Annotated in this window: 21 protein-coding genes; 1 reads left to right on the top strand and 20 read right to left on the bottom strand. The window is 49.4% G+C overall.

Translation table 11 applies throughout. From position 1 onward, the window contains the following. Positions 1–74 precede the first annotated feature (74 nt). From FZD51_RS15945 to FZD51_RS15900, 10 genes are all read right to left on the bottom strand, one after another. On the bottom strand, positions 75–260 hold the full coding sequence (locus FZD51_RS15945; RefSeq protein ID WP_148975672.1) for a hypothetical protein: 186 nt from the start codon (positions 258–260) through the stop codon (positions 75–77). Between the two features lie 14 nt (positions 261–274). Continuing rightward, entirely contained in the window at positions 275–736 is a 462-nt protein-coding gene (locus FZD51_RS15940; protein ID WP_148975671.1) for a hypothetical protein, read from the bottom strand. A gap of 139 nt (positions 737–875) precedes the next feature. Continuing rightward, entirely contained in the window at positions 876–1,496 is a 621-nt protein-coding gene (locus tag FZD51_RS15935; RefSeq protein WP_148975670.1) for a thymidine kinase, read from the bottom strand. Between the two features lie 166 nt (positions 1,497–1,662). Next, on the bottom strand, positions 1,663–1,875 hold the full coding sequence (gene rpmE / locus FZD51_RS15930) for a 50S ribosomal protein L31 (protein ID WP_009792603.1): 213 nt from the start codon (positions 1,873–1,875) through the stop codon (positions 1,663–1,665). Between the two features lie 156 nt (positions 1,876–2,031). Next, entirely contained in the window at positions 2,032–3,306 is a 1,275-nt protein-coding gene (rho, locus tag FZD51_RS15925; RefSeq protein ID WP_009792602.1) for a transcription termination factor Rho, read from the bottom strand. Between the two features lie 429 nt (positions 3,307–3,735). After that, positions 3,736–4,698 (bottom strand): class II fructose-bisphosphatase, encoded by a 963-nt coding sequence (gene glpX / locus FZD51_RS15920; RefSeq protein WP_148975669.1) that lies wholly within the window; start codon positions 4,696–4,698, stop codon positions 3,736–3,738. A 37-nt stretch (positions 4,699–4,735) separates the two neighbouring features. Beyond that, positions 4,736–6,022 (bottom strand): UDP-N-acetylglucosamine 1-carboxyvinyltransferase, encoded by a 1,287-nt coding sequence (locus tag FZD51_RS15915; RefSeq protein WP_148975668.1) that lies wholly within the window; start codon positions 6,020–6,022, stop codon positions 4,736–4,738. A 319-nt stretch (positions 6,023–6,341) separates the two neighbouring features. Beyond that, a complete protein-coding gene (fsa, locus tag FZD51_RS15910) occupies positions 6,342–6,989 on the bottom strand; it encodes a fructose-6-phosphate aldolase (RefSeq protein WP_009792597.1) in 648 nt (215 codons plus the stop codon). 110 nt (positions 6,990–7,099) lie between these two features. After that, positions 7,100–7,957 carry a class II fructose-bisphosphate aldolase gene (locus FZD51_RS15905; RefSeq protein WP_148975667.1) on the bottom strand — a complete coding sequence of 286 codons (858 nt, stop codon included), beginning with the start codon at positions 7,955–7,957 and terminating at the stop codon, positions 7,100–7,102. A gap of 299 nt (positions 7,958–8,256) precedes the next feature. Beyond that, positions 8,257–8,631: a response regulator gene (locus FZD51_RS15900; RefSeq protein ID WP_009792595.1), complete on the bottom strand. Its 375-nt coding sequence runs from the start codon at positions 8,629–8,631 to the stop codon at positions 8,257–8,259. 442 nt (positions 8,632–9,073) lie between these two features. On the opposite strand from FZD51_RS15900, the gene FZD51_RS15895 reads away from it, so the two are divergent. Continuing rightward, the gene (locus FZD51_RS15895; protein ID WP_148975666.1) at positions 9,074–9,604 is read left to right on the top strand and encodes a DUF2529 domain-containing protein; all 531 of its coding nucleotides are present in this window, start codon (positions 9,074–9,076) and stop codon (positions 9,602–9,604) included. Positions 9,605–10,043: 439 nt separating this feature from the next. Here the strand turns inward: FZD51_RS15895 and FZD51_RS15885 are convergent, their stop codons facing one another. The 10 genes from FZD51_RS15885 to FZD51_RS15840 all read right to left on the bottom strand — a co-directional run bounded on the left by FZD51_RS15885 (position 10,044) and on the right by FZD51_RS15840 (position 24,104). Next, positions 10,044–11,651: a CTP synthase gene (locus tag FZD51_RS15885; protein ID WP_094769141.1), complete on the bottom strand. Its 1,608-nt coding sequence runs from the start codon at positions 11,649–11,651 to the stop codon at positions 10,044–10,046. Between the two features lie 221 nt (positions 11,652–11,872). Further along, positions 11,873–12,445: a DNA-directed RNA polymerase subunit delta gene (gene rpoE / locus FZD51_RS15880; RefSeq protein WP_148975664.1), complete on the bottom strand. Its 573-nt coding sequence runs from the start codon at positions 12,443–12,445 to the stop codon at positions 11,873–11,875. Positions 12,446–12,796: 351 nt separating this feature from the next. Continuing rightward, positions 12,797–12,976 carry a hypothetical protein gene (locus tag FZD51_RS15875; RefSeq protein ID WP_262380936.1) on the bottom strand — a complete coding sequence of 60 codons (180 nt, stop codon included), beginning with the start codon at positions 12,974–12,976 and terminating at the stop codon, positions 12,797–12,799. Positions 12,977–13,145: 169 nt separating this feature from the next. After that, positions 13,146–16,412, bottom strand: coding sequence for a fused isobutyryl-CoA mutase/GTPase IcmF (icmF, locus tag FZD51_RS15870; RefSeq protein WP_148975662.1), 3,267 nt, complete (start codon positions 16,410–16,412; stop codon positions 13,146–13,148). Further along, positions 16,409–17,086 (bottom strand): TetR/AcrR family transcriptional regulator, encoded by a 678-nt coding sequence (locus FZD51_RS15865; RefSeq protein ID WP_148975661.1) that lies wholly within the window; start codon positions 17,084–17,086, stop codon positions 16,409–16,411. Before FZD51_RS15865 ends, icmF begins: the two co-directional genes overlap by 4 nt. A gap of 123 nt (positions 17,087–17,209) precedes the next feature. Continuing rightward, positions 17,210–18,349 carry an acyl-CoA dehydrogenase gene (locus tag FZD51_RS15860; protein WP_148975660.1) on the bottom strand — a complete coding sequence of 380 codons (1,140 nt, stop codon included), beginning with the start codon at positions 18,347–18,349 and terminating at the stop codon, positions 17,210–17,212. Between the two features lie 42 nt (positions 18,350–18,391). Beyond that, positions 18,392–19,522, bottom strand: coding sequence for an acyl-CoA dehydrogenase (locus FZD51_RS15855; protein ID WP_148975659.1), 1,131 nt, complete (start codon positions 19,520–19,522; stop codon positions 18,392–18,394). 38 nt (positions 19,523–19,560) lie between these two features. Further along, on the bottom strand, positions 19,561–20,412 hold the full coding sequence (locus FZD51_RS15850) for a 3-hydroxybutyryl-CoA dehydrogenase (protein WP_148975658.1): 852 nt from the start codon (positions 20,410–20,412) through the stop codon (positions 19,561–19,563). A gap of 37 nt (positions 20,413–20,449) precedes the next feature. Next, on the bottom strand, positions 20,450–21,637 hold the full coding sequence (locus FZD51_RS15845) for an acetyl-CoA C-acetyltransferase (protein ID WP_148975657.1): 1,188 nt from the start codon (positions 21,635–21,637) through the stop codon (positions 20,450–20,452). Positions 21,638–21,992: 355 nt separating this feature from the next. Further along, positions 21,993–24,104, bottom strand: a complete 2,112-nt coding sequence (locus FZD51_RS15840; RefSeq protein ID WP_148975656.1) for a (Fe-S)-binding protein — start codon at positions 24,102–24,104, stop codon at positions 21,993–21,995. Between the last annotated feature and the right edge of the window lie 70 nt (positions 24,105–24,174).

Raw genomic sequence — 24,174 nt, 5'->3', positions numbered from 1 at the left:
AAATCGGCTTTCACACCTAGAAAACCTCATACATTCATAAAATAAGTCCATTAAACCATCATGCCCATAACATTCTAATTATAGTATACCGCACATCCCAGGTCAAAACCTAAAAAGCCCCGGAAAACCAGGGCTGGAAGTGTATAGGCAGTGGTATAGGTGACAGGCACCCAATTCAGTACAAACCTACCCAAATCAAAGTCTTCGCGCAGAAAGATGGTACAGGTACCTGTCACCATTCCTGTCACCATTTCAACCATTTCTTCAACTTCTCCTACCGCTCACTCAACCGCACTTCAATGTTATACCGCGGAAGGGCTTTGGTGAGTGTTTTGTGCAGCTCGGCCTGAGCCTGGCGTTTTTCTTCGGCTGACAGGCTTTTGTCTGTGTGGGCCGTGACCCACATGCGGCCGCCGTTGATCCAGACTTCATCAGGCTCAAATTCTGTGTATTGATTGACGACCTGGCGCGCTTTGTCGACATCAGACTGATCGTTGACCCGCCCACCATCGATATTGAGGAAGTTCGGGTTCTGATCGCTCATCGTCCTGTCGCGGTCATCATCAGACACTTGATCTAGGCCCCTTTTTACCTGGCCCCCGCCGTCAGTTATCAGGTTTGTCCCATTCTGGTCTTCGTTCTGCTCATGGATCCCTGCCACATTATCGTCCTGTGCACATCCTCCCATTAGAGCGGCCAGTAGGACTGCTGCAGCTGCGAAAATGGATTTCATCATTTCAAACACCTCCATTACTAGGTTTTCCATACCTGGAGGTGAATCCGCAGCCAAATTCAGGCAGTTTGCAGGAGGATTCAGGACATTTCGGACAGCAAAAAACCCTGCTTTCACTAAGCAGAGCCTGAGCTTTCATCTATTAAGACAAAGTACGGGTCGTTTCCGAATCGGTAAGGACGTTCGGCGATTTCGGAACTTCGTGATGGTGGCGGCAGCGCGGCTCATAAGCCTCTGAAGCCCCGACAAGAATGACCGGATCATCGTATGAAGCCGGCTTTCCGTTAATGAGGCGCTGGGTCCTGCTGGCAGGCGAACCGCACACTGCACATACTGCCTGAAGCTTTGTCACAAGTTCTGCAATTGCCATCAAAGCCGGCATCTGCCCAAACGGCTCACCGCGGAAGTCCTGGTCGAGCCCGGCAGCGATCACCCGGTATCCGCTGTCAGCCAAATGCTGGATCACCTTCACAACTTCATCATCGAAAAATTGCACCTCATCAATGGCGATAATCTCCATATCTTCATCAATATGCTTGAAGATATCCGTTGAATGGCTGATGGGTTTGGCAATGACTGATGTTCCATTATGGGAGACAACTGCTTCCTCGCTGTAGCGGTTATCGATCTGCGGCTTGAACACAGCTATCTTCTGCTTGGCAAATTGCGCTCTTCTGACACGGCTGATAAGCTCCTCCGATTTTCCGGAAAACATGCTGCCGCAGATTACCTCAACCCAGCCGTGGTGCTTCATTACATACATGAGTGGCCTCTCCTTCCTTGCTAAAGAAAACACGGCGCCAAAGCGCCCATTCCCCTTTTACAACTTACACTTTTTGTTAAAAGTATAAACCTATCTAATCATCATATTCTTCTATCGGCAATAAAAAACAGGCAAGAAGTAAAAACTTGCCTGTTTTTTATAGTCATTATTGCTGTTGACCTTTAAGACCGTATTTTTTGTTGAAACGATCCACACGTCCGCCTGCTTCAGCGAATTTCTGACGGCCAGTATAGAATGGGTGGCATTCAGAGCAAGTCTCAACACGAACCTCATCTTTTACAGAACCAGTTTCAAACTGATTGCCGCAAGCACATGTAACCGTGATTTTCTTGTAATTAGGATGAATTCCTGCTTTCATTTCTTTCATCTCCTTTTGCCCTGAGTCTTTCGAAACAGAGTTATATAGTACGATGCTTGGACACACCGTATAATTCAAAAACACACTGTTGTTATTATAACAAGGACATCATGTTTTTGCAAGATGGGATTTACTTACTTCCCGATTGGAAACAGATCAGGATTGCGAACGCCTGCCGTTCTTCATTTCTTCGCCAAGATTGGCAAAGAATTCTTCATTGGATTTCGTCTGCTTCAGCTTGCGGAGGAATTTCTCAGCAAAATCAGGCGCATCCGACATTGACTTCCTGATCGCCCACAGCTTGTCCAGATGCTCTTTCGGTATGAGGAGTTCTTCTTTCCTTGTACCGGAACGGCGGATATCGATGGCCGGGAAAATACGGCGCTCTGCAAGCTGGCGGTCAAGGTGAAGCTCCATGTTTCCTGTTCCCTTGAACTCTTCGTAAATGACATCATCCATCCGTGAGCCGGTATCAACAAGGGCTGTTGCAAGGATGGTCAGGCTTCCGCCTTCTTCAATATTCCTCGCTGCCCCGAAGAAACGCTTCGGACGGTGGAATGCCGCAGGGTCGATACCCCCGGACAGCGTACGTCCGCTTGGCGGGATGACCAGGTTATAAGCACGCGCAAGCCTTGTGATGCTGTCCATGAGGATGATGACATCCCGTTTATGCTCCACGAGGCGCATTGCCCGGTCAAGAACAAGCTCAGCCACTTTAATATGATTTTCGGGCACTTCATCAAATGTCGAGCTGACCACATCTCCGGCAACAGAACGTTCAATATCAGTCACTTCTTCCGGGCGCTCATCAATGAGGAGAACAATCAGCTCTGCCTCAGGATGATTCGTCGTGATGCTGTTGGCGATTTCCTTTATCAGCATCGTTTTACCCGCTTTTGGCGGAGCGACGATCAGTCCGCGCTGGCCGAATCCAACCGGTGCAAGTACGTCCATGATCCTTGTGGACACATGCTTCGGCGTTGTTTCCAGCTTCATCTGCCTATCAGGATATAAAGGCGTCAAAGCCGGGAAGTGGACACGCTCCTTGGCAGATTCCGGATCGTCGCCATTGACAGCTTCAACCTGCAGGAGGCCGAAATAGCGTTCATTTTCCTTTGGCGGGCGGACTTTTCCGGATACTTTATCTCCATTCCTTAAATCAAATCTCCTGATTTGCGAAGCAGAAATGTAGATATCCTCTGAGCTTGGCGAGTAATTGATCGGCCTTAGGAAGCCAAAGCCTTCAGACTGGATGATCTCCAGCACGCCTTCCATGAAAAAGTAGCCTTCCTGCTCAGCACGGGCTTTCAGGATGGCAAAAATCAGCTCTTTCTTTGTCAGCTTGCTGTAGTAGGAAACTTTATACTCCCTGGCAAGTTCATAGAGCTCTTTTAACTTCATATTTTCTAAACTGGATATATTTAATCCCATATTGACACCACTCTTTTGAATTTTAAATCATTTTCCCCATATAAAATGACAATATCGTACTGTATTAAGAATATGAAAGGAAAAAGGAAAGAAAGCGTTTGAGGTTCATCGAAGCATTGGAAGGATGATTCAGTATGTTAAAAAGGATAGAATCTTTGGTATGTTCCTGGCACTCAGGTTTAAAACAGACCATATCTGCACTGCATAATCATCATAACAGATTTCAAAAACAATCTCTATTTTACCCCTATACCTGAAAGTTAATCAATATAATTTTTTCGTTCCTTCATAGATTGCCTTGTTTCGGGGAATATATAAAGGGACCAGCTTCAGCCGGCAAGCCAGGTCCCTTCTCTTATATTATTTTTCTGCAGGCCGTTTCAGGATCCGATTTTTGAAAGGGTTTGCACCGGCATGCAAAAAAAATCTTTATTTCATGACTAGATGCGGCTTCTTCTTCAGGCTGTGGCGCCCGTCGATGAAGCGGACCGTTCCTGATTTGGCGCGCATGACAAGTGAGTGTGTAGAACCGTAGGAGCCTTTGAACTGGACCCCTCTCAACAGCTCGCCGTCAGTGACACCTGTTGCTGCAAAGATGGCATCATCACCTTTGACAAGGTCTTCCATGCGAAGAATCTTTCCTAGGTCAAGGCCCATGCTTTGGCATCTTTCAACTTCGGCATCGCTCTGCGGAACCAGCTTGCCCTGGATTTCGCCGCCCAGGCATTTCAGCGCTACTGCAGCGAGCACCCCTTCCGGCGCACCGCCGGATCCGAACAGAATATCTACACCCGTATGGTCAAACGCGGTATTGATGGCACCTGCAACATCACCATCATTGATCAGCTTGATCCTTGCCCCTGCTTCACGCAGCTGGCTGATGATATGCTGATGGCGCTCCCGGTTCAGCACGGTTGCCACAACATCTTCAATATCTTTGTTTTTTGCCCTGGCGACAGCCCTCAAGTTATCGATAACAGAAGCATTGATATCAATTTCACCGACCGCTTCGGGACCGACTGCAATTTTATCCATATACATATCCGGTGCGTGAAGGAGATTTCCGTGATCAGCAACAGCCAGCACAGCCAGCGCGTTCCAGCCTCCGGAGGCCACGATATTGGTGCCCTCAAGCGGATCTACCGCTACATCGACGCGGGGGCCATAGCCTGTCCCAAGCTTTTCACCGATATAAAGCATTGGCGCCTCATCCATTTCCCCTTCCCCGATTACAACGGTACCCTTCATTGGCACCGTGTCGAACACATCCCTCATGGCAGAGGTAGCAGCATCATCAGCTTCATCCTTCACGCCCCTTCCCATCCAGCGGGCTGAAGCAAGTGCTGCTGCTTCTGTAACACGGATAAGCTCCATCGATAAACTTCTTTCCATTCTGTTTTCCTCCCCGGGTTGTTTTCTCTATCTGTACTCAGGCGTTTTTCATCTGCTCCATTTCTTCCTTGGTCAGATTCTCGCGCCAGATGGTCGCACCCAGTCCATTAAGTTTTTCAACAAGATGGCTGTAGCCGCGGTCAATATGCTCAAGTCCTGTCACTTCCGTTATACCTTCGGCTTTCAGCCCGGCAATGACAAGGGCGGCTCCCGCTCTGAGATCGCTCGCCTTCACCTTGGCCCCCTGCAGACGGATCGGGCCATTGATGATCGCTGAACGGCCTTCGACTTTAATGCCGGCATTCATTCTCCTCAGCTCATCAATATGCTTGAAGCGGGCACCGTAGATGGTGTCAGTCACCATGCTTGTCCCTTCGGCCCCTGTCAGCAGAGAAGTGAAAGGCTGCTGCAAATCGGTCGGGAATCCCGGATACACTAGCGTTTTAATATCAACGGCCTTCATTTTTTCAGCTGGGCTGACAAAGATCTGGTCATCTCCCGCCTCTATGTTCACGCCCATTTCACGCAGCTTGGCAATCAGTGATTCCAAATGCTGGGGAATGACATTATCGATCAGGATCCCTTCACCCGCGGCAGCACCGAGGATCAGATATGTCCCGGCTTCAATCCGGTCCGGAATGATGGTGTGGCGGCAGCCGTGCAGCTGGTCCACTCCTTCTATTCTGATGACATCTGTACCCGCTCCCTTGATTTTCGCACCCATATTGGTGAGGAGCGTTGCCACATCGATGATTTCCGGCTCTTTCGCCGCATTTTCAATAATCGTCTTCCCTTTGGCCCTGACCGCAGCCAGCATGATATTGATCGTGGCACCGACACTGACGACATCCAGGTAAATCCTTGCGCCTTTCAGCTCATCTGCGCGGAGATAAATGGCACCCTGCTCATTTGTCACGCTGGCACCGAGCGCTTCAAAGCCTTTAATATGCTGGTCGATCGGGCGCGGTCCCAGATGGCATCCGCCAGGCAGGCCGATCACCGCTTTTTTAAATCGTCCGAGCATCGCCCCCATCAAATAATAAGAGGCACGCAGCTTTTTAACTTTTCCATTGGGCAAGGGCATGGAAATCATCGAAGAAGGATCAACGGTCATATCGTTATCAGCAAAATCGACACTTCCGCCAATTTCCTCCAAAAGCCCTTTCAGTATTTGAACGTCAGAAATATCCGGCAAACCTTCAATTGTTACGGGGGAATCTGCGAGAATCGTAGCAGGGATCAATGCTACTGCACTGTTCTTGGCTCCGCTGATCCTTACAGTTCCTTTTAAAGGGTAGCCGCCCGCAATCATAAGCTTTTCCATTTTCGACTTCCTTTCCTGCCCTTAAGTGCCTTTGCAAATCTCTGAACATTGATTGCCAGCCTGCCGCTGCAGGCGAAAGTTTAGCACCGTTGGACTTTTCATTCTCAGTATGGGATAGCTTGTCCATTATATCAAAAGCTACCGTATAGGGATAATTTTCCATGAGCAAAAGACGAATTCCGACATTATCCTCACCATCTAGTTTACACGAAAATTTAAACTTCATGTATGAGAATTGAAAAAAGTTAAATTTTTGAAGTATGCACTTACATTTCCGCCTATTCAGATAATTCCCGGTAGAGCAGTGCTCTCTTCGGGGTTATTCAGAACGCTTGTCCCAATCAGCCAAAAATGCTTCAATCCCTTTGTCAGTCAGAGGGTGATTGAACATTTGGTTGATGACCTTAAGCGGGACGGTGGCAATATGGGCGCCTCTCAAGGCTGAATCCGTAACATGCTGCGGATGGCGGACTGAAGCTGCAATGATTTCTGTCTCGATTCCGTGGATATCAAAGATTTCCCTTATGGAAGTTACAAGGTCAAGGCCATTATGGCCAATATCATCAAGCCTGCCAAGGAATGGAGAAACATAGGAAGCACCGGCCCTTGCTGCAAGCAAAGCCTGATTGGCGCTGAAGATGAGGGTTACATTCGTTTTGATCCCTTCTTTTGAAAAAGCATGGACAGCCTTCAGTCCATCCGGTGTCATTGGGACCTTGATGGTGATATTAGGGGCGATTGCCGCCAGTTCCTTCCCTTCTTTGATCATGCCTTCTGCATCAAGTGCGATGACCTCTGCACTGACAGAGCCGGGTACAAGCTCGGCAATTTCCTTCAGCCTGTCATGGAATGAGATATTTTTTTCTTTTGCGACTAAAGAAGGATTAGTCGTTACTCCTGCCAGTATTCCCAGAGCATGGGCCTCTTTAATCTCTTCCAGGTTTGCCGTATCGATAAAAAATTTCATTTCGCTTCCCCCTAAGATTATTCGACTTATTTTTTAAAATCGACATAAATGAATTGAAACCGCCTTTGAGAAAGGCGGTTTCAATTCTATTTTAACATACTGGATCTGTATTAAGCTTTGTTAGAAGAACCGAATTCGCGCATTTTGCCGATTACTGTTTCTTTAATCGCCTCACGTGCAGGTCCTAAGTATTTGCGCGGATCGTACACTTCTGTGTCAGCCGCCAATACTTCGCGCACGCGCTTCGCGGAAGCAATCTGGTTCTCAGTGTTTACGTTGATTTTCGCTGTTCCAAGGGAGACAGCTTTCTGGATGTCTTTAGTAGGGATGCCTGTACCGCCATGAAGGACTAAAGGCATGCCTGTAAGCTTCCCGATCTCTTCCATTTCAGCAAAGCCAAGGTTTGGCTCGCCTTTGTAAGGACCGTGGACAGAGCCAAGTGCAGGAGCAAGGCAGTCAATGCCAGTGCGCTTGACAAGCTCGTCACATTCTTTAGCATCAGCATAGATGACGCCGTCAGCTACTACATCGTCTTCCTGTCCGCCGACAGTTCCAAGCTCGGCTTCAACAGAAACACCTTTTGAGTGTGCGTATTCTACCACTTTAGAAGTGATTTCCACGTTTTCCTCGAAAGGACCGTGTGAAGCATCGATCATGACAGACGTGAAGCCTGCATCGATTGCTTCTTTACATTTATCGTAGCTTGAACCGTGGTCAAGGTGGATGGCAACAGGAACGGTGATCTTATAGTCCTCAAGAAGCCCTTCTACCATTTTCACAGTTGTCTTGAAGCCGCCCATATAACGAGCTGCACCTTCAGAAACACCAAGGATAACAGGTGATTTCTCTTCTTCTGCAGCTTGAAGGATCGCTTGAGTGAACTCAAGGTTATTTAAGTTAAATTGACCTACAGCATAGCCTTCTGATTTAGCTTTTTTGAGCATATCAGTCATGGAAACTAAAGGCATATTTCTTCCTCCTTATTAATGATTGCATCGTTCTTTGCAGGGATTCACATAAAGTTTTTCCCAGCAGGCCCATGAATATGTACCCTATCTTGCAATAGGCAAAACGGACGCAATCCTTTGGAATTCATTTGTATCATACCAAAAGAGAATCAGAAATTCCATTAATCCAGCGCTATTTTTCGCTGCAGGACAGAATATTTTAAAGCAAACGCTATCATTTTAAATATTCATTTTTTTGGACCGGACCAGCATGTTTTTTTTACCAGCTGCATTTAATATTAAAATTTACCCGGACTCTCCTAAAATGAATTCGTGATAGGGACATACTTTTTGACAGCGGCCCTGATGTCATCGATATCAAATGGCTTGGCAAAATGGGTCAAAGCCCCCAGGTCCTTTGCCTCCTGAATCATGTCGAGCTCGCCATAGGCAGTCATGATGATCACACGGATATCCTGGTCGATGACTTTCATTCTCTTCAGGATTTCAATGCCGTCCATGCCGGGAATTTTCATATCGAGCAGGACAAGATCCGGAGAATGTTTTGTAACGATTTCGAGGGCCTGGACGCCATTTGCAGCCTGATAGGTGTCATAGCCTTCCTTTTGCAGCACTTCATTCAATAGAATGCGGATGCCGAACTGATCGTCTACTATTAATATTTTCCCTTTCATACAGCCACCTCTTCCCTAAAATAGTTACATCTGATGCTGATAGACAGAAAGCGGAATTCTTATGTCCTGCCGGGCTCAGATAACCCTTCTATTTTTTTGACAGCACATAAGAATTCCCGCTTTCCCGGTAAGATAAGAAGCTCACTGCTACACTTGCCCGCTTCCCGCTCGGAAGCCATGCCGGCTGCTGTTATGCGGGATTCCAGCGCCAGTGAAATCAAACTCCTGCTTTTTTAAAAATGACCATTGGTCATAGAAAATATATCCACTTCTCAACATTCTCCCTTTCCCGTCTGAATTCCTGCTTCTTTTTGTGCAATTCTGCCGAATATTTTACCTTTAGCTTTCATTTCACTATAATAAGACCACAAATAGTGTTCATGATCCTGCCGGGTTTATGGCCTGCAGATTGATTATTGCACCAATTAGGAGGAAGTTCACATTGCTAAAAATGTTTTCAACCCAGCTAACGGGAATTTTCAAAAAGCTGATGGATAAAGAAGAATTCAGCATTGAGGACGCAGCCCGGCTGCTGGCCCAGGCCCCTGCAGGCGAGGGCAGGATCCAGATTTATGCCACACGCGAAATGAAGGCTGCTGTCCTGGAGGCCACGGAAGGAGCAGAACCGCTCGCATCCGCTGCCCATTGGACTGATGCTCATTCAGAAAATGATATCGCTGATACAGACCGCTTTCTGATCATCTCCCGCCACTCTAATGATGAACAGGCAGTCGCCCTGGCAAAAGCGCTTTCTGAAAAAATGATTCCGTTTGCCGCCATTTCCACTGCTGTGGAAGGAGAAGGCCCTTCCCTAGCTGAGCTTGCGGATGTCCATATCGACCTGAAATTGACAAGGGGACTGCTTCCCGATGAAGAAGGAAACCGCTTCGGCTACCCTTCTGCCATTGCTGCCCTCTTTGTATACCATGGTCTGAAGTTCACGATAGATGAGATATTGAGTGAGTATGAATAACAGAACAGGAATGGCACGGAAGTCCACCGGTGATGCCGCACACCTGCCCGACTAATTTTAAAAGCCCTGTTGATTGCAGTGGAAGGAACGCAGACTCCTGCGGGAAATAGCGGCAATGCTGAGACCCCGCAGCGCGCATGCGTGAGGAGGCTCAGCGTCGCCCCGCGGAAAGCGAAGTGCCTGGAACGGAAATCAACAGCTTAATTAGTGACGCAAACCTGCCCAACTAATTTTGAAAAGCCCTGTTGATTGCAGTGGAAGGCACGCAGACTCCTGCGGGAAATAGCGGCAATGCTGAGACCCCGCAGCGCGCAAGCGTGAGGAGGCTCAGCGTCGTCACGCGGAAAGCGAAGTGCCTGGAACGGAAATCAACAGCCCCATTAAAGCACAAACCGCAAAAAACTAAGCCCCCTCAAATCCAGAGGGGGCTTTTGCATAATTAGTTATTTTCCTGATGCTTCAAGGATGCACCAACGAAGTCGCGGAACAGCGGCTGCGGGCGGTTTGGCCTTGAGATGAACTCAGGGTGGAACTGAGAAGCGACAAACCAAGGGTGATCCTTCACTTCAATGATCTCAACAAGACGGCCGTCCGGGCTTGTACCAGAGAAGACAAAGCCTTTCTCCTCCATTGCCTGGCGGTAATGGTTGTTAAACTCATAGCGGTGGCGGTGGCGCTCATAGACAACCTCATCCTGGTATGCTGCATATGCATTTGTTTCTTCGTTCAGCTTGCACGCCTGCAGGCCAAGGCGGAGCGTCCCTCCGAGGTCTTCAATGTCCTTCTGCTCAGGCAGCAGGTCAATGATCGGATGCGGTGTAGAAGGATCGATTTCCGCTGAATGCGCTCCTTCCAATGAAAGGACATTGCGTGCAAATTCAATGGAAGCGAGCTGCATGCCAAGGCAGATGCCAAGGAATGGGCGCTTCTGCTCGCGCGCATACTGGATGGCAAGGATCTTCCCATCAATGCCGCGGTCGCCGAATCCGCCCGGAACAAGGATTCCGTCAGCATCCTGAAGAAGCTCCTCCACGTTTCCTTCTGTTACTTCTTCTGAATTGACCCATTTGATTTCAATATCAGAATCATAAGAATAGCCGGCATGCTTCAATGCTTCCACGACAGAAATATAAGCATCCTGCAGCTCAACATACTTCCCGACAAGGGCAATCTTCGTTGTCTTGGACAGGTTGCGGACCTTGTTCAAGAGCTCTGTCCATTCAGCCATATCTGCCTGTCCGCAATCCAGCTTCAGGTGATCGCAGACGATCTGGTCAAAATTCTGCTCCTGCAGAGCAAGAGGGACTGCATATAATGTATCGGCATCACGGCACTCGATGACAGCCTTCGGATCAAGGTCACAGAACAGGCCGATTTTATCCTTCATATCCTGGGAAACCGGCATTTCTGTGCGAACGACAATGACATTTGGCTGGATACCGAGGCTTCGCAGTTCTTTAACGCTGTGCTGTGTCGGCTTTGTTTTCATTTCGCCTGCAGCTTTGATGTAAGGAATCAAGGTACAGTGGATGTACATAACGTTATCGCGGCCAATATCACTCTTGATCTGGCGGATTGCCTCAAGGAATGGCAGGGATTCGATATCCCCTACTGTACCGCCGATTTCAGTGATGACTACATCGGCATTGGTCTCATGGCCTGCACGCATGACTCTTTCTTTGATTTCATTGGTGATATGCGGGATGACCTGGACCGTTCCGCCCAGATAGTCGCCGCGGCGCTCTTTTTTCAGGACAGTGGAATAGATTTTTCCAGTTGTCACATTATTGAATTTAGTCAGGTTGATATCGATAAAGCGCTCATAGTGGCCAAGATCCAAATCCGTTTCGGCGCCATCGCCTGTAACGAAAACTTCACCGTGCTGATATGGGCTCATGGTTCCCGGGTCAACGTTGATATAGGGGTCAAACTTCTGAATGGTGACATTCAAGCCTCTGTTTTTCAGCAAGCGGCCCAAAGACGCAGCGGTGATCCCTTTTCCCAATGACGACACAACGCCGCCTGTTACAAAAATATACTTTGTCATGTTATTTCCCCCTCATATTCAGTTTGTGCATTTTCTGCATCCTTTAGGTAAGGCTTTTCCTAAAAAAAATTTGCTGTTCCTGGTTGCAGCCAAGAACAGCTAAAAATAAAAAGCGCTCCCTACCAAACAGTAAGGGAGCGCTATTGCATATACATTCATATGGTCCTTTTTTAAGGAGCCCAAAAATGATTCTACAAGCCTGGCATGGAAAAGTCAAGGAATTATAAATCTTCCTCGTCGTCTTCAAGTTCTTCATCTTCCTCAAGGTCTTCGTCATCCTCGTCGAGGTCATCCTCCAGAATCTCATCGTCGTCTTCAAAATCGTCATCGTCGTCTGAGTCCTCATCAAGATCGTCTTCAAGAAGATCGTCGTCATCCTCGTCCAGATCATCATCGTCATCAAGGTCATCGTATTCGATGTCTTCCTCGTCGAGCTCATCATACTCGTCCAGATCAAGATCGATGTCTTCAGTCTTCGCTGCTTTCTTCGCCTTTTTCTTCTTCGGCTTCGCAGCTGTCATTGTATCTTCTTCCATTGTATCGACAGGGTACCAGCTGCGAAGGCCCCAGCGGTTTTCTCCCATTGCAATGAAGCGGCCGTCAAGGTTCAGGTCTGTATAGAACTGGGCGATCCTTGAGCGGATTTCCTCATCTGATACTTCAAGACGCGTTTTATATTCGTTCATAATGTCGGTAAAAGAAACCTGCTGCTTTGTGCCTTTAAGCAGTTCGTAGGCGATATCGATAAAGGACATTTCCTGCAGCTCTTCTTTTGTGTATTGGTCTAGACTCACTATACGCACTTCCTTTCCCTATATAACACTCGCTATCGGAGCGCAAAATACTGTGAAAAACACCGGGGCTTCCCGGATATGCATTGCTTTTAAAAAGGCATAGGATTCAGCCGCTTCAAAAGCATCCCTAGATGAATAAAAGGCATAAGAATGCCCTTTTGCAAGCTGGATAGACAGCTTATGTAAAATACATATTCTTCATTATAAACAAATTGCTGGTGTTTATGCTAGTTCTATCTCCAGTTTCCTTGCATTTTTGCTGTGAGACAAACTTTTGGAAGGCTTGCTGCTGCAGGTCTCCCGGATGGCCTTCTTCATTTGGACAGGGAAAGCTTCTATCCGGGTACCCTTTCAGGTCTTTTTCCCCCTCCCCGGCTTCCTGCCTTTTCTGCCGGAAATCTGGCCCATGGCCAGGTACAGAAAGTAGATCGACAGCAAAAAGAAAGCGACTGCACCAAGCTGCCTCTGGTATAAGAAGTAGAAGGCCGCTATCGCAGCAGCAAAAGCGCCTATTGAAAATATCTGTCTCAATCCGTTCACATCCTGCATATCAATATCACTTAGGACTGCATTCCCTTTCATTATAGCGGAGAAAAGCCTTTTATCCTAAACACATTATGATGTTTTCCAGAAAAATATATCTTTTTTCCGAATACAAGACAGAGCCATGGGCAATAATCTGCCCCTGGCTCTATCCTTGCTACATATTGCGGCGGTATTGTCCGCCCACCTCATACAGCGCCCTCGTGATCTGTCCGAGGCTTGCATATTTAACGGTTTCCATCAGCTCCGCAAAAATATTGCCGTCTGTCACCGCTGCTTCTTTCAGGCGGGACAGGGCTTCATCTGCATGGTCCTTGTTCCGTTCCTGGAAGCTCCTGAGATTCCTGATTTGTGTTTCCTTTTCTTCCTTCGTCGCCCTGGCGATTTCCATGCTGTCCATCTGCTCTTCTGACGGAGGATTTGGATTCAGATACGTGTTCACGCCGATGATCGGGAGCTCGCCGGTATGCTTCTTCATTTCATAATACATAGATTCGTCCTGGATCTTGCCCCGCTGGTACTGCATTTCCATGGCGCCGAGCACGCCGCCCCTGTCGTTGATCCGTTCGAACTCCTGCAGGACCGCTTCTTCCACAAGGTCTGTCAGTTCATCGATGATGAAGGCACCCTGCAGAGGATTTTCATTCTTTGTAAGGCCATGTTCTTTTGTAATGATCATCTGGATGGCCATCGCCCGGCGGACCGATTCCTCCGTAGGCGTGGTGATCGCTTCATCATAGGCATTCGTGTGCAGGGAGTTGCAGTTGTCCTGCAGCGCCATCAATGCCTGCAATGTTGTCCGGATATCATTGAAATCAATTTCCTGCGCATGGAGCGAGCGCCCTGAAGTCTGGATATGGTACTTCAGCTTCTGGCTCCGCTCATTGGCTCCATATTTATCTCTCATCACAGTTGCCCAGATACGGCGGGCTACCCTGCCGATGACCGTGTATTCCGGATCAAGCCCGTTTGAGAAAAAGAAGGAAAGATTCGGCGCAAAGTCGTCGATTTTCATGCCTCTGCTCAAATAGTACTCAACATATGTGAAGCCATTCGCCAGCGTAAAGGCCAGCTGTGACAGCGGGTTTGCCCCTGCCTCGGCAATATGGTAGCCGGAAATGGAGACAGAATAATAATTTCGTACCTTTTTATCGATAAAATACTGCTGGATATCGCCCATCATCCTGAGGGCAAATTCTGTGGAGAAGATGCAAGTATTCTGTCCCTGGTCTTCCTTCAGGATATCCGCCTGGACAGTACCGCGCACCGTCTGCAGAGTCGCAGCCCTTACTTCTTCATGCTCCGCTTCGTTCAGCTTCCTGCCAAGCTCTCCTTCTTTCTTTTCCACCTGCTGCTCGACCGCCGTGTTCATGAACATGGCCAAAATGATCGGCGCCGGTCCGTTAATGGTCATAGAAACAGATGTGGACGGATGGCAAAGGTCAAAGCCGGCATATAATTTTTTCATATCATCAAGCGTACAGATGCTGACACCGCTCTCCCCAACCTTGCCGTAAATATCCGGGCGGTAGTCCGGATCCTCGCCGTATAAGGTGACGGAATCAAACGCAGTGCTGAGGCGCTTTGCCGCATCGTCCTTTGATAGGTAATGGAAGCGGCGGTTCGTCCGTTCCGGTGTCCCTTCCCCGGCGAACTGGCGCTTCGGATCCTCTCCCTCCCGCTTGAACGGGAAGACGCCTGCGGTATACGGGAAGGCACCCGGCACATTCTCCCTGTAGACCCAGCGTATGATCTCGCCGTAGTCCCTGTATTTCGGAAGCGCCACCTTTGGGATCTGCAGGCCTGAAAGGCTCTTCGTCTTCAGAATCGTGATAATTTCTTTATCGCGGATCCTTGTTGTGAACTGCTCCCCGGAGTACTTCTCCTTGAGGTCATCCCAGCTTTCCAGGATCTTTTTCGATTCGGCTGTCAGCTTTTCTTTTGTTTCCGCAGCCAGGTTCTCTAAGGAAGCCAGAGTCCCTTCATTTCCGCCGGACTCTTTTACGGCCTGGATTGCTCCTTCAAACTGGAACAGCTTCCTGGCAAGGGCTGCCTGCTCTTCCGCTTTTTTATGGTAATTGCGGACCGTTTCCGATACTTCGCGAAGATAATAGCGCTGTTCATTTGGAATGATGACATTCTGCTTTTCAACCACTTCATCTTTGGAAAAAGAAGTGCTCCAGCCGAGGCCCGCTTTTTCATTCATTTTTTCGACCAGGGCGGCAAATAAAGCATTGGTGCCCGGATCATTGAACTGGCTGGCGATCGTGCCGTAGACCGGCATCTCTTCCAGCTCTTTCTCGAAAAGCATATGGTTGCGCTGATACTGCTTCTGCACCTGGCGGCGGGCATCTTCTGAGCCTTTGCGCTCGAATTTATTGATGACGATCAGGTCAGCATAATCGAGCATATCAATTTTTTCAAGCTGGGAAGGCGCCCCGAATTCACTTGTCATCACATACATGGACAGATCGCAGATTTCCGCGATTTCAGCATCACCCTGCCCAATCCCGCTCGTTTCGACGACAACCAGGTCAAAGCCGGCCGCCTTTACGACAGAGATGGCATCCTTGATGGCCAGCGACAGTTCGCTCTTGGACTTCCGTGTCGCAAGGCTCCGCATATAGACGCGCGGCGAAAAGATGCTATTCATGCGGATCCGGTCGCCAAGCAGCGCCCCGCCTGTTTTCTGCTTTGTCGGATCGACGGAAAGGATGGCTACTTTCTTTTCAGGGAGTTCATTAATGAAGCGGCGGATCAGCTCATCCGTCAATGAGCTCTTTCCTGCTCCGCCAGTCCCGGTGATTCCGATAACCGGTGCCGTTTTTTCCAGTGTCTTGATTCTTTCCATGAGCGATTCAGCCGCAGCTGCCGCTTCTTTTTCAAGCCCGACGCCATGCTCGGCAAGCGTGATCAGCCTGGCGATGCTGTTCACTTCGCCTGCTTCCAGCTTTTCAAGCTCTGCTGCATTCTCCACTGAAACGGTCGGATAGTCGCACTCAGCGAGCATTTCATTGATCATGCCCTGCAGACCCTTCTGGCGGCCGTCTTCAGGAGAAAAGATCCGGGCAATCCCGTATTCATGCAGCTCTTTTATTTCACGCGGGATGATGACCCCGCCGCCTCCGCCATAGATGCGGATATGAGAGACCCCCCTTTCCTTCAGCAAATCATACATATATTTAAAATATTCAACATGGCCTCCCTGATAGGAGGAAATCGCGATTCCCTGGACATCCTCCTGGATCGCCGCATTCACGACCTCTTCCACCGACCGGTTATGGCCAAGATGGATGACCTCTGCCCCGCTCGCCTGGATGATTCTTCTCATGATATTGATGGAAGCATCATGCCCGTCAAAAAGGCTTGAGGCGGTAACGAATCGCAAGTGATGCTTCGGCCTGTAAATTTCTGCTGTACTCATTCGTCTGACTCCCCCTGTTCCTGGATTTTACTGCCGGCAGGCACTTTTGCCTGATCATGCTTTATCCCTTGAATCAGAAGCTCTGTCTGCAGTTCAATATATTCATCAAGACTGTACACCCTTTGCAGCGCCCAGCGGCGGAAGCCCCACATCTGGCCCTGCACAAAAATATTGTGGGCGATCATTTTGACCTCTTTTTCAGTCAGATGGAGCTCTCCGTTATCGACACAGCGCTGGATGACATCTTCAAACATGGAGACCATTTCAATCTCTTTTCTCAGTACATATGGAAGGGCATCCTTTGACAGGGATTTTGCTTCCTGGTACATGACCAGGACTTCATCCTGCATATCATCCACAACCCGGAAGTAATAGGCAATCCCGAGCTTCAGGCTATCGAGCGTCCCCCTGTTGGCATTAAGGGCCTCCTGCAGCCTGTCGCGGACCGAATCATAGATGCTGTCACAGACAAGGTACAGCACATCCTCCTTTGTGCGGATGTACTCGTAGAGCGTCCCGATGCTGAATCCGGAGGCCTTTGCAATCTCCCTTGTCGTGGTGCGGTGAAAGCCTTTTTGCTTAAAAAGATTCACCGCGCCCTTGATCATTTCATCCCGCCGCTTTTTCACCAGCTTTTCATCTTTTACAGAAGCATGGACTTCCCGTTTTTTCATAAATTAGCACTGCCCTCCTCTTGGCCGCTCTTTATGAGGCAAAAGTGGATCTTTCCCTACTGGTGGCTGTTTTCGCGGAGGCTGTTTATTTTAAATCAGGAAAGAGCCCTATCCTCTTATCTTCTATTTGGTTATCATCCTGGAAATGACAAGGCGCTGGATTTCCTGTGTGCCTTCATAGATCTGCGTAATCTTGGCGTCACGCATATATCGTTCGACCGGATAGTCCTTGGTGTAGCCATAGCCGCCGAACACCTGGACAGCCTCTGTTGTCACCTTCATGGCCGCATCGCCTGCGAACAGTTTGGACATGGCGGATTCCTTGCCGTACGGCAGGCCTTCCGACTCAAGCCAGGCAGCCTGATAAGTCAGGAGCCTTGCCGCCTCTACACTTGTCGCCATATCGGCCAGCTTGAAGCCGATTCCCTGCTGAAGGGCGATCGGCTTGCCGAACTGCTCCCGCTCTTTCGCATAATCGACTGCAGCGTCCAATGCTCCCTGGGCAATGCCGACCGCCTGGGCTGCAATGCCGTTCCTGCCGCCATCAAGTGTCATCATAGCAATCTTAAAGCCTTCGCCTTCTTTGCCAAGCATGTTTTCCTTTGGCACGCGGCAGTCTTCAAAGATGATTTCGGTTGTCGGCGAAGACCTGATGCCCAGTTTCTTTTCCTTTTTGCCGACAGAGAATCCAGGAAAATCACTCTCAATGATAAAGGCTGTGGTGCCTTTCTGCCTGCTCTCCGGATCCGTCAGGGCAAACACGACATAGATGTCGGCGATTCCGCCGTTTGTGATAAAAATCTTTGAACCGTTCAGCACATAATCGTCGCCGTCAAGGCGGGCCGTCGTCCTCATGCCGCCCGCATCGGAGCCGCTTCCCGGCTCTGTCAGGCCGTATGCACCGATCTTTTCACCCTGCGCCATCGGCTTCAAGTATTTCTGCTTCTGTTCTTCGCTGCCGAATTTATAGATCGGCCAGCCTGCAAGCGACGTATGGGCAGACAAAGTCACCCCTGTGGATGCACAAACCCTTGAAAGTTCCTCGACTGCAATGCAGTATGCCAGATAGTCGCTGCCGATGCCTCCGTACTCTTCAGGCCAAGGGATTCCTGTCAGCCCGAGCTCGGCCATCTTATCAAAGATTTCACGGTCAAAGCGCTCTTCCTCATCGCGCTCTGCGGCGCTCGGCGCCACTTCATTCTTTGCAAAATCGCGGACCATTTTCCTGATCATTTCATGTTCTTCCGTCAGTCGGAAATTCATCGTATTTTCCCCCGTCCATTTCAATATTGGATTGCCTCTTGCTTACAGGTTTTTGCTGATGACAATTCTCTGAATCTCGCTTGTGCCTTCATAGATTTCGGTTATTTTACTGTCGCGGAAATACCGCTCCACAGGGTAATCTTCTGTATATCCATAGCCGCCGAACACCTGGACAGCTTCTATGCTCGTTTCAACAGCTGTTTTCGAGGCAAAAAGCTTTGCCATGCTGGCCTGCATCCCGGAGCGCTCGCCATTCTGGCGCATCATCGCTGCCTGGTAGACCAGCAGTCTTGAGGCTTCCACATTTACGGCCATATCAGCCAGCTTGAAGCCGATGCCCTGCTGATGGCTGATCGGCTTCCCGAATTGGCTTCGTTCCTTCGAGTAGGCAACCGCTGCTTCCAATGCCGCCTCTGCGATGCCAAGGGCCTGGGCTGCAATGCCGATGCGCCCGGCGTCCAGGTTGGCCATGGCAATTTTGAATCCTTCCCCTTCAGCATCAAGGAGATTTTCTGCCGGAACCTTCATATCTTCAAAGCTGAGCTGGACAGTACGGGAGCCGTGAAGCCCCATCTTCTCCTCGTCCTTGCCGATCACAAGGCCAGGCGTCCCTTTTTCAACAATGAAGGCAGAAACGCCCTTTGTCCCAAGCTCAGGGCTTGTGGATGCGAAGACGATATACACATCCGCTTCGCCCCCGTTTGTAATGAATACCTTCGAGCCGTTGAGGATGTACTCCTCCCCGTTTCTGACCGCCTTTGTTTTTAAGCTGCCTGCATCTGAGCCTGCCCCGGCCTCTGTCAGGCAGAATGCGCCGAGATATTCGCCCGCAGCAAGTTTCGGGACATACTTCTGCTTCTGCTCCTCTGTCCCGAAATACAGGATCGGGTTGGTGCCGACCGATGTATGGACAGACAGGATGACCCCGACGGTTGCGGATACCTTTGACAGCTCATTGATGGCAATGATGTAGGAGGTGAAGTCCATTTCTGCCCCGCCATATTTTTCAGGCACAGGAATTCCCATCAGCCCGAGTCCGCCCATCTTTTTCAATATGTCACGGGGAAACTCCCCTTGCTCCATTTTTTCAATGAATGGCGAAATCTCGCTCTGGGCGAAGTCACGGACCATTTTCCTCATCATTTCCTGTTCTTCTGTAAACCGTAAATTCATGGCTAATCCCTCCTGGTGTCCATTCTGGGCTTTCCAGTTCAGCTGTACTGATAAAAGCCGCGGCCTGACTTCTTCCCGAGCCAGCCGGCCTTCACATATTTGCGGAGCAGCGGGCATGGGCGGTACTTATCATCGCCGAACCCTTCATGAAGCGTTTCCATAATGTACAGGCAGGTATCAAGACCAATGAAATCCGCCAAAGTGAGCGGCCCCATCGGATGGTTCATGCCAAGCTTCATGACTTCATCGATCGCTTCCTTTTCTGCAACACCTTCATAGAGGGTATAAATGGCCTCATTGATCATCGGCATCAGGATGCGGTTTGAGACAAATCCCGGAAAGTCATTTACCTCGACCGGCACCTTGCCGAGCTTATGGGTCATTTCCTCGATCGCTGTGTATACCTCATCGGCTGTAGCAAGCCCGCGTATGATTTCAACAAGTTTCATTACCGGGACCGGATTCATGAAGTGCATCCCGATCACCTTTTCCGGACGCTTTGTCGCCGCAGCAATTTCCGTGATGGGCAGTGATGAAGTATTGCTTGCCAGGATTGCATGATCAGGGGCAATACCATCCAGCCGTTTGAAGATATCGGCTTTAATTTCAATATTTTCTACGGCAGCCTCGATTACCAGGTCCACCTTGCCGGCGTCTTCCAGATTGTCAGAAGGCTGCAGGCGGCGGAGCACCTCTTCCATCTCCGCCTCGGTCATGCGGTCCTTGGATACCTGACGGGACAAGTTCTTCTTGATCACACCAAGCCCCCGCTCAATATATTCAGCCTTCAAATCATTCAGCAGCACCTCATATCCTGCCTGTGCACATACCTGCGCGATTCCAGAGCCCATCTGCCCTGCACCGATGACCATTACTTTTTTCACTTCCACGGTTACTCCTCCATTTCTCTTCCAGTCTTCTAATCTATTATTTCACCGGAACTTCGATCATGATGGCATCTCCCTGGCCGCCGCCGCTGCAGATTGCCGCGATGCCGACTCCTCCGCCCCTGCGCTTCAGCTCATATATCAGCGTCAGGATAATCCTCGCGCCGCTTGCCCCGATCGGATGTCCGATGGCAACGGCCCCGCCGTTCACATTCACTTTATTTTCATCCAGATTGGCAATCTTTCCGCTCGTCAGGGCAACTGCAGCGAATGCTTCGTTTATTTCAAACAGGTCAATATCATCGATGGACTTGCCTGTTTTTTTCAAAAGCTCGTTGATGACAAGTCCTGGTGTTTTCGGAAAATCCTTTGCCTCAACAGCGATTGCCGTGTGGGCCAGGATATATGCCTGAACTTCCTTGCCTTCCCGTTCAGCCCGCTCCTCGCTCATCAGTACAAGTGCGGCTGCGCCGTCATTCACTCCCGGAGCATTCCCGGCAGTGATCGTTCCATCCCCATTGAATACAGGGGCAAGCTTTGCCAGCTTTTCAATGGAAGTATCCTTGCGCGGTGCTTCATCCTGCTCCACGACAAGCGGATCACCTTTGCGCTGCGGCACCTCTACTAGCACAATCTCTTCAGCCAGCCTGCCGCTTTCGATCGCTTCGACAGCCCGCTGGTGGCTTCTGTACGCCCATTGGTCCTGTTCTTCCCGCGAAATTTCCATTTCCTTTGCCGTTGAATTTCCGTAAGTCCCCATATGGACGCCTGTAAAGCTGCAGCTGAGGCCGTCATGGATCATCAGGTCCTTTACAGTCGAATCGCCCATCCGCAGGCCCCATCTTGCTTTAGGCAGAAGATATGGCGCATTGCTCATCGATTCCATCCCGCCGGCCACAATCACTTCTTCATCACCGGCCCTGATGATCTGGTCGCCAAGCGTCACACTCCTCATTCCTGAGGCGCAGACTTTGTTGATCGTTTCTGTTTTAACTTCCCATGGAAGACCGGCTTTATTGCCTGCCTGCCGGGATGGTATCTGTCCCTGGCCTCCCTGAAGGACCGATCCAAGAATCAGCTCCCCAACCTCTTCAGGACGGACATCGGCACGCTTCAATGCTTCCTTCACAGCAACAGCCCCTAAATCAGAAGCAGTCAGGCTGCTTAAAGCCCCTCCCATTTTTCCAAAAGGTGTCCGTGCTCCGCTAATAATGACTGTTCTTCCCATCTGTATCCTCTCCTCAAAGCAAATTTGGTTTTTGATTTTCTGGGCAAATTTGGTTTTTGACTTTCTGGGCAAATTTGATTTTTGTCTGCCATTTGCTGTTCTGTTTTGACTGAACGCTCGCTCGAAATGAAATCAAAGCCTGCTGAACATCAGCCTGTCTTCTAAGTTTTAGATTGAATAAGGACAAAAAGGAGACCATTCGAAAAGGTTCTCCATCTTTGTAAGCGCTTTATTTATATTTCCATCTTACTCCATCCGCAGCGAAAATAAAAATATTTTCCTGAAGATTCTTAATAATCACTGCATTATTTTTCTAAGAAAGGCCCGGTATGCCAGGCCTTTCTCCAGTTTCAGCTCAGGATACAAGAGTCTGCGGCTCGCCGATCACGGCTTTTTCAAGCAGCTCTGCCACATCATAGGTTTGGACTGTGTCTTCCGCTTCTTTAGCCTTCGTGCCATCTGACAGCATGGTCAGGCAGTACGGGCAGCCGGAAGAAATGACTGAAGGATTGACAGCCAGTGCCTGCTCTGTGCGGGCAACGTTGACGCGGTGTCCTGTTTCTTCTTCCATCCACATAAGGCCGCCGCCGGCTCCGCAGCACATGCCTGTTTCCCGGTTTCTTTCCATCTCCACCAGCTTTACGCCAGGAATGGACTTAAGGATTTCGCGCGGCGGATCATACACCTCGTTATAGCGGCCGAGGTAGCAGGAGTCATGGAAGGTGATCGTTTCATTCACATCAAATTGCGGCTTCAGCCTGCCCTCTTTCACCAGCTCGGCAAGCAGCTCGGTATGGTGATACACCTCTGCCTCGAGTCCGAAATCCGGATACTCATTTTTGAAAATGTTATAGGCATGAGGGTCGATCGTTACAATTTTTTTGACTTCATTTTTCTCGAATTCTTCAATGTTCTTTGCTGCAAGCTCCTGGAACAGGAATTCATTGCCGAGGCGCCTTGGCGTATCTCCGGAGTTTTTCTCCTTATTGCCAAGGATCGCAAATTTCACGCCGGCTTCATTAAGGAGCCTTGCAAATGACAGCGCGATTTTCTGGCTTCGGTTATCATATGAACCCATGCTGCCGACCCAGAAGAGATATTCGAATTCTTCTCCGGATTTCTTCATTTCCTTCACAGTCGGGACGGATACATCTTCTCTTGCCTCGCGCCAGTCCTCACGCTCTTTCCTGTTCAAGCCCCATGGATTGCCCTGGCGTTCAATATTGGTCATCGCACGCTGTGCATCCGCATCCATTTTTCCTTCTGTGAGAACAAGATAACGGCGCAGGTCGATGATTTTGTCCACATGCTCATTCATGACCGGACATTGGTCTTCACAGTTCCGGCAAGTCGTGCAGGCCCAGATTTCTTCTTCTGTGATAACATCGCCGATCAGGCTTGGGCTGTATGCAAGGCCGGCTGCCGCTTCTTCGGCGCCTTTCCCTGCAGCTGCCAGTGCAAGCTGGTTGCCTTTCGTATTAGAGAAAGCAAAGGTCGGAACCCACGGCTGCCTGGATGTTACGGCGGCCCCATGGTTTGTCAGATGGTCGCGCAGCTTCAGGATCAGATCCATTGGCGACAGCATCTTGCCTGTCCCTGTTGCAGGGCACATATTCGTACAGCGGCCGCATTCCACACATGCGTAGAAGTCGATCATCTGCAGCTGGTTGAAATCCTCGATTTTGCCGACTCCGAATGATTCCTGTGACTCATCTTCAAAGTCGATTTTCTTCAGCTTCCCGGCATTCTCGGTCCGGTCAAAATACACATTTGCAGGCCCGGCAATCAAATGCGCGTGCTTGGACTGCGGTACATAGACCAGGAAAGCGAGAAGGAACAGCAGGTGGATCCACCAGGAAATATAGAAGATGACAATGCTGGCTGTCTCCCCGATCCCTGAGAAAGCTCCTGCTATCAGAGAAGCAACCGGCTCTGTCCATGTCCCCTCATGGCCGTGCCAGATCATGCTCATTCCGTTCCCAAGGAGAACGGACAGCATCAGTCCGCCGATGAAGATGAGAACAAGCCCTGCCTTGAAGTTGCGTTTCAGACGGACAAGCTTCTCCACATAGCGGCGGTAGAAAGCCCAAAGAACGGCGACAAGGATCATCAGCGTCACAATTTCCTGGAAGAAAGTGAAGCCGGGATACAGCGGCCCAAGCGGCAGATGCGCCCCGGGCTTGATTCCTTTGATGATAAAATCGATCGCCCCGAATTGGACAAGGATGAATCCATAGAAGAACATAACGTGGATGGCCCCGCTCTTCTTGTCCTTCAGGAGTTTTTTCTGGCCAAAGACATTCACCCATATTTTCCCCAGGCGTTCTTTGACGTTTTTATCAAACTCCGCTTTCCTGCCGAGCTTAATATATTCAATTCTGGTCTTAACCACATAGACAAACAGGCTGACTGCGTAAGCGGTTACAAGCAGGAACGCAATTAAGTTGATCCATAGTAATCCATTCATAGCTGATAATCTCCTTTCGTCCTTTTTCCACCAGAAAATTTACAACCAACCAAATTTTCTGAAAAGATTC

Source organism: Bacillus infantis (genome assembly GCF_008180445.1).
GTDB classification, from domain to species: domain Bacteria; phylum Bacillota; class Bacilli; order Bacillales; family Cytobacillaceae; genus Bacillus_AB; species Bacillus_AB infantis_B.
Note: the sequence above shows the minus strand (reverse complement) of the source record. Positions and strands in the feature narration are given on the sequence as shown.

Coding starts and splice junctions, on each gene's coding strand:
- FZD51_RS15945 (WP_148975672.1), bottom strand. CDS start 260: ATGGTTGAAATGGTGACAGGAATGGTGACAGGTACCTGTACCATCTTT.
- FZD51_RS15940 (WP_148975671.1), bottom strand. CDS start 736: ATGATGAAATCCATTTTCGCAGCTGCAGCAGTCCTACTGGCCGCTCTA.
- FZD51_RS15935 (WP_148975670.1), bottom strand. CDS start 1,496: ATGTATGTAATGAAGCACCACGGCTGGGTTGAGGTAATCTGCGGCAGC.
- rpmE (WP_009792603.1), bottom strand. CDS start 1,875: ATGAAAGCAGGAATTCATCCTAATTACAAGAAAATCACGGTTACATGT.
- rho (WP_009792602.1), bottom strand. CDS start 3,306: ATGGGATTAAATATATCCAGTTTAGAAAATATGAAGTTAAAAGAGCTC.
- glpX (WP_148975669.1), bottom strand. CDS start 4,698: ATGGAAAGAAGTTTATCGATGGAGCTTATCCGTGTTACAGAAGCAGCA.
- FZD51_RS15915 (WP_148975668.1), bottom strand. CDS start 6,022: ATGGAAAAGCTTATGATTGCGGGCGGCTACCCTTTAAAAGGAACTGTA.
- fsa (WP_009792597.1), bottom strand. CDS start 6,989: ATGAAATTTTTTATCGATACGGCAAACCTGGAAGAGATTAAAGAGGCC.
- FZD51_RS15905 (WP_148975667.1), bottom strand. CDS start 7,957: ATGCCTTTAGTTTCCATGACTGATATGCTCAAAAAAGCTAAATCAGAA.
- FZD51_RS15900 (WP_009792595.1), bottom strand. CDS start 8,631: ATGAAAGGGAAAATATTAATAGTAGACGATCAGTTCGGCATCCGCATT.
- FZD51_RS15885 (WP_094769141.1), bottom strand. CDS start 11,651: ATGACAAAGTATATTTTTGTAACAGGCGGCGTTGTGTCGTCATTGGGA.
- icmF (WP_148975662.1), bottom strand. CDS start 16,412: ATGAGTACAGCAGAAATTTACAGGCCGAAGCATCACTTGCGATTCGTT.
- FZD51_RS15865 (WP_148975661.1), bottom strand. CDS start 17,086: ATGAAAAAACGGGAAGTCCATGCTTCTGTAAAAGATGAAAAGCTGGTG.
- FZD51_RS15860 (WP_148975660.1), bottom strand. CDS start 18,349: ATGAATTTCCGACTGACGGAAGAACATGAAATGATCAGGAAAATGGTC.
- FZD51_RS15855 (WP_148975659.1), bottom strand. CDS start 19,522: ATGAATTTACGGTTTACAGAAGAACAGGAAATGATGAGGAAAATGGTC.
- FZD51_RS15845 (WP_148975657.1), bottom strand. CDS start 21,637: ATGGGAAGAACAGTCATTATTAGCGGAGCACGGACACCTTTTGGAAAA.
- FZD51_RS15840 (WP_148975656.1), bottom strand. CDS start 24,104: ATGAATGGATTACTATGGATCAACTTAATTGCGTTCCTGCTTGTAACC.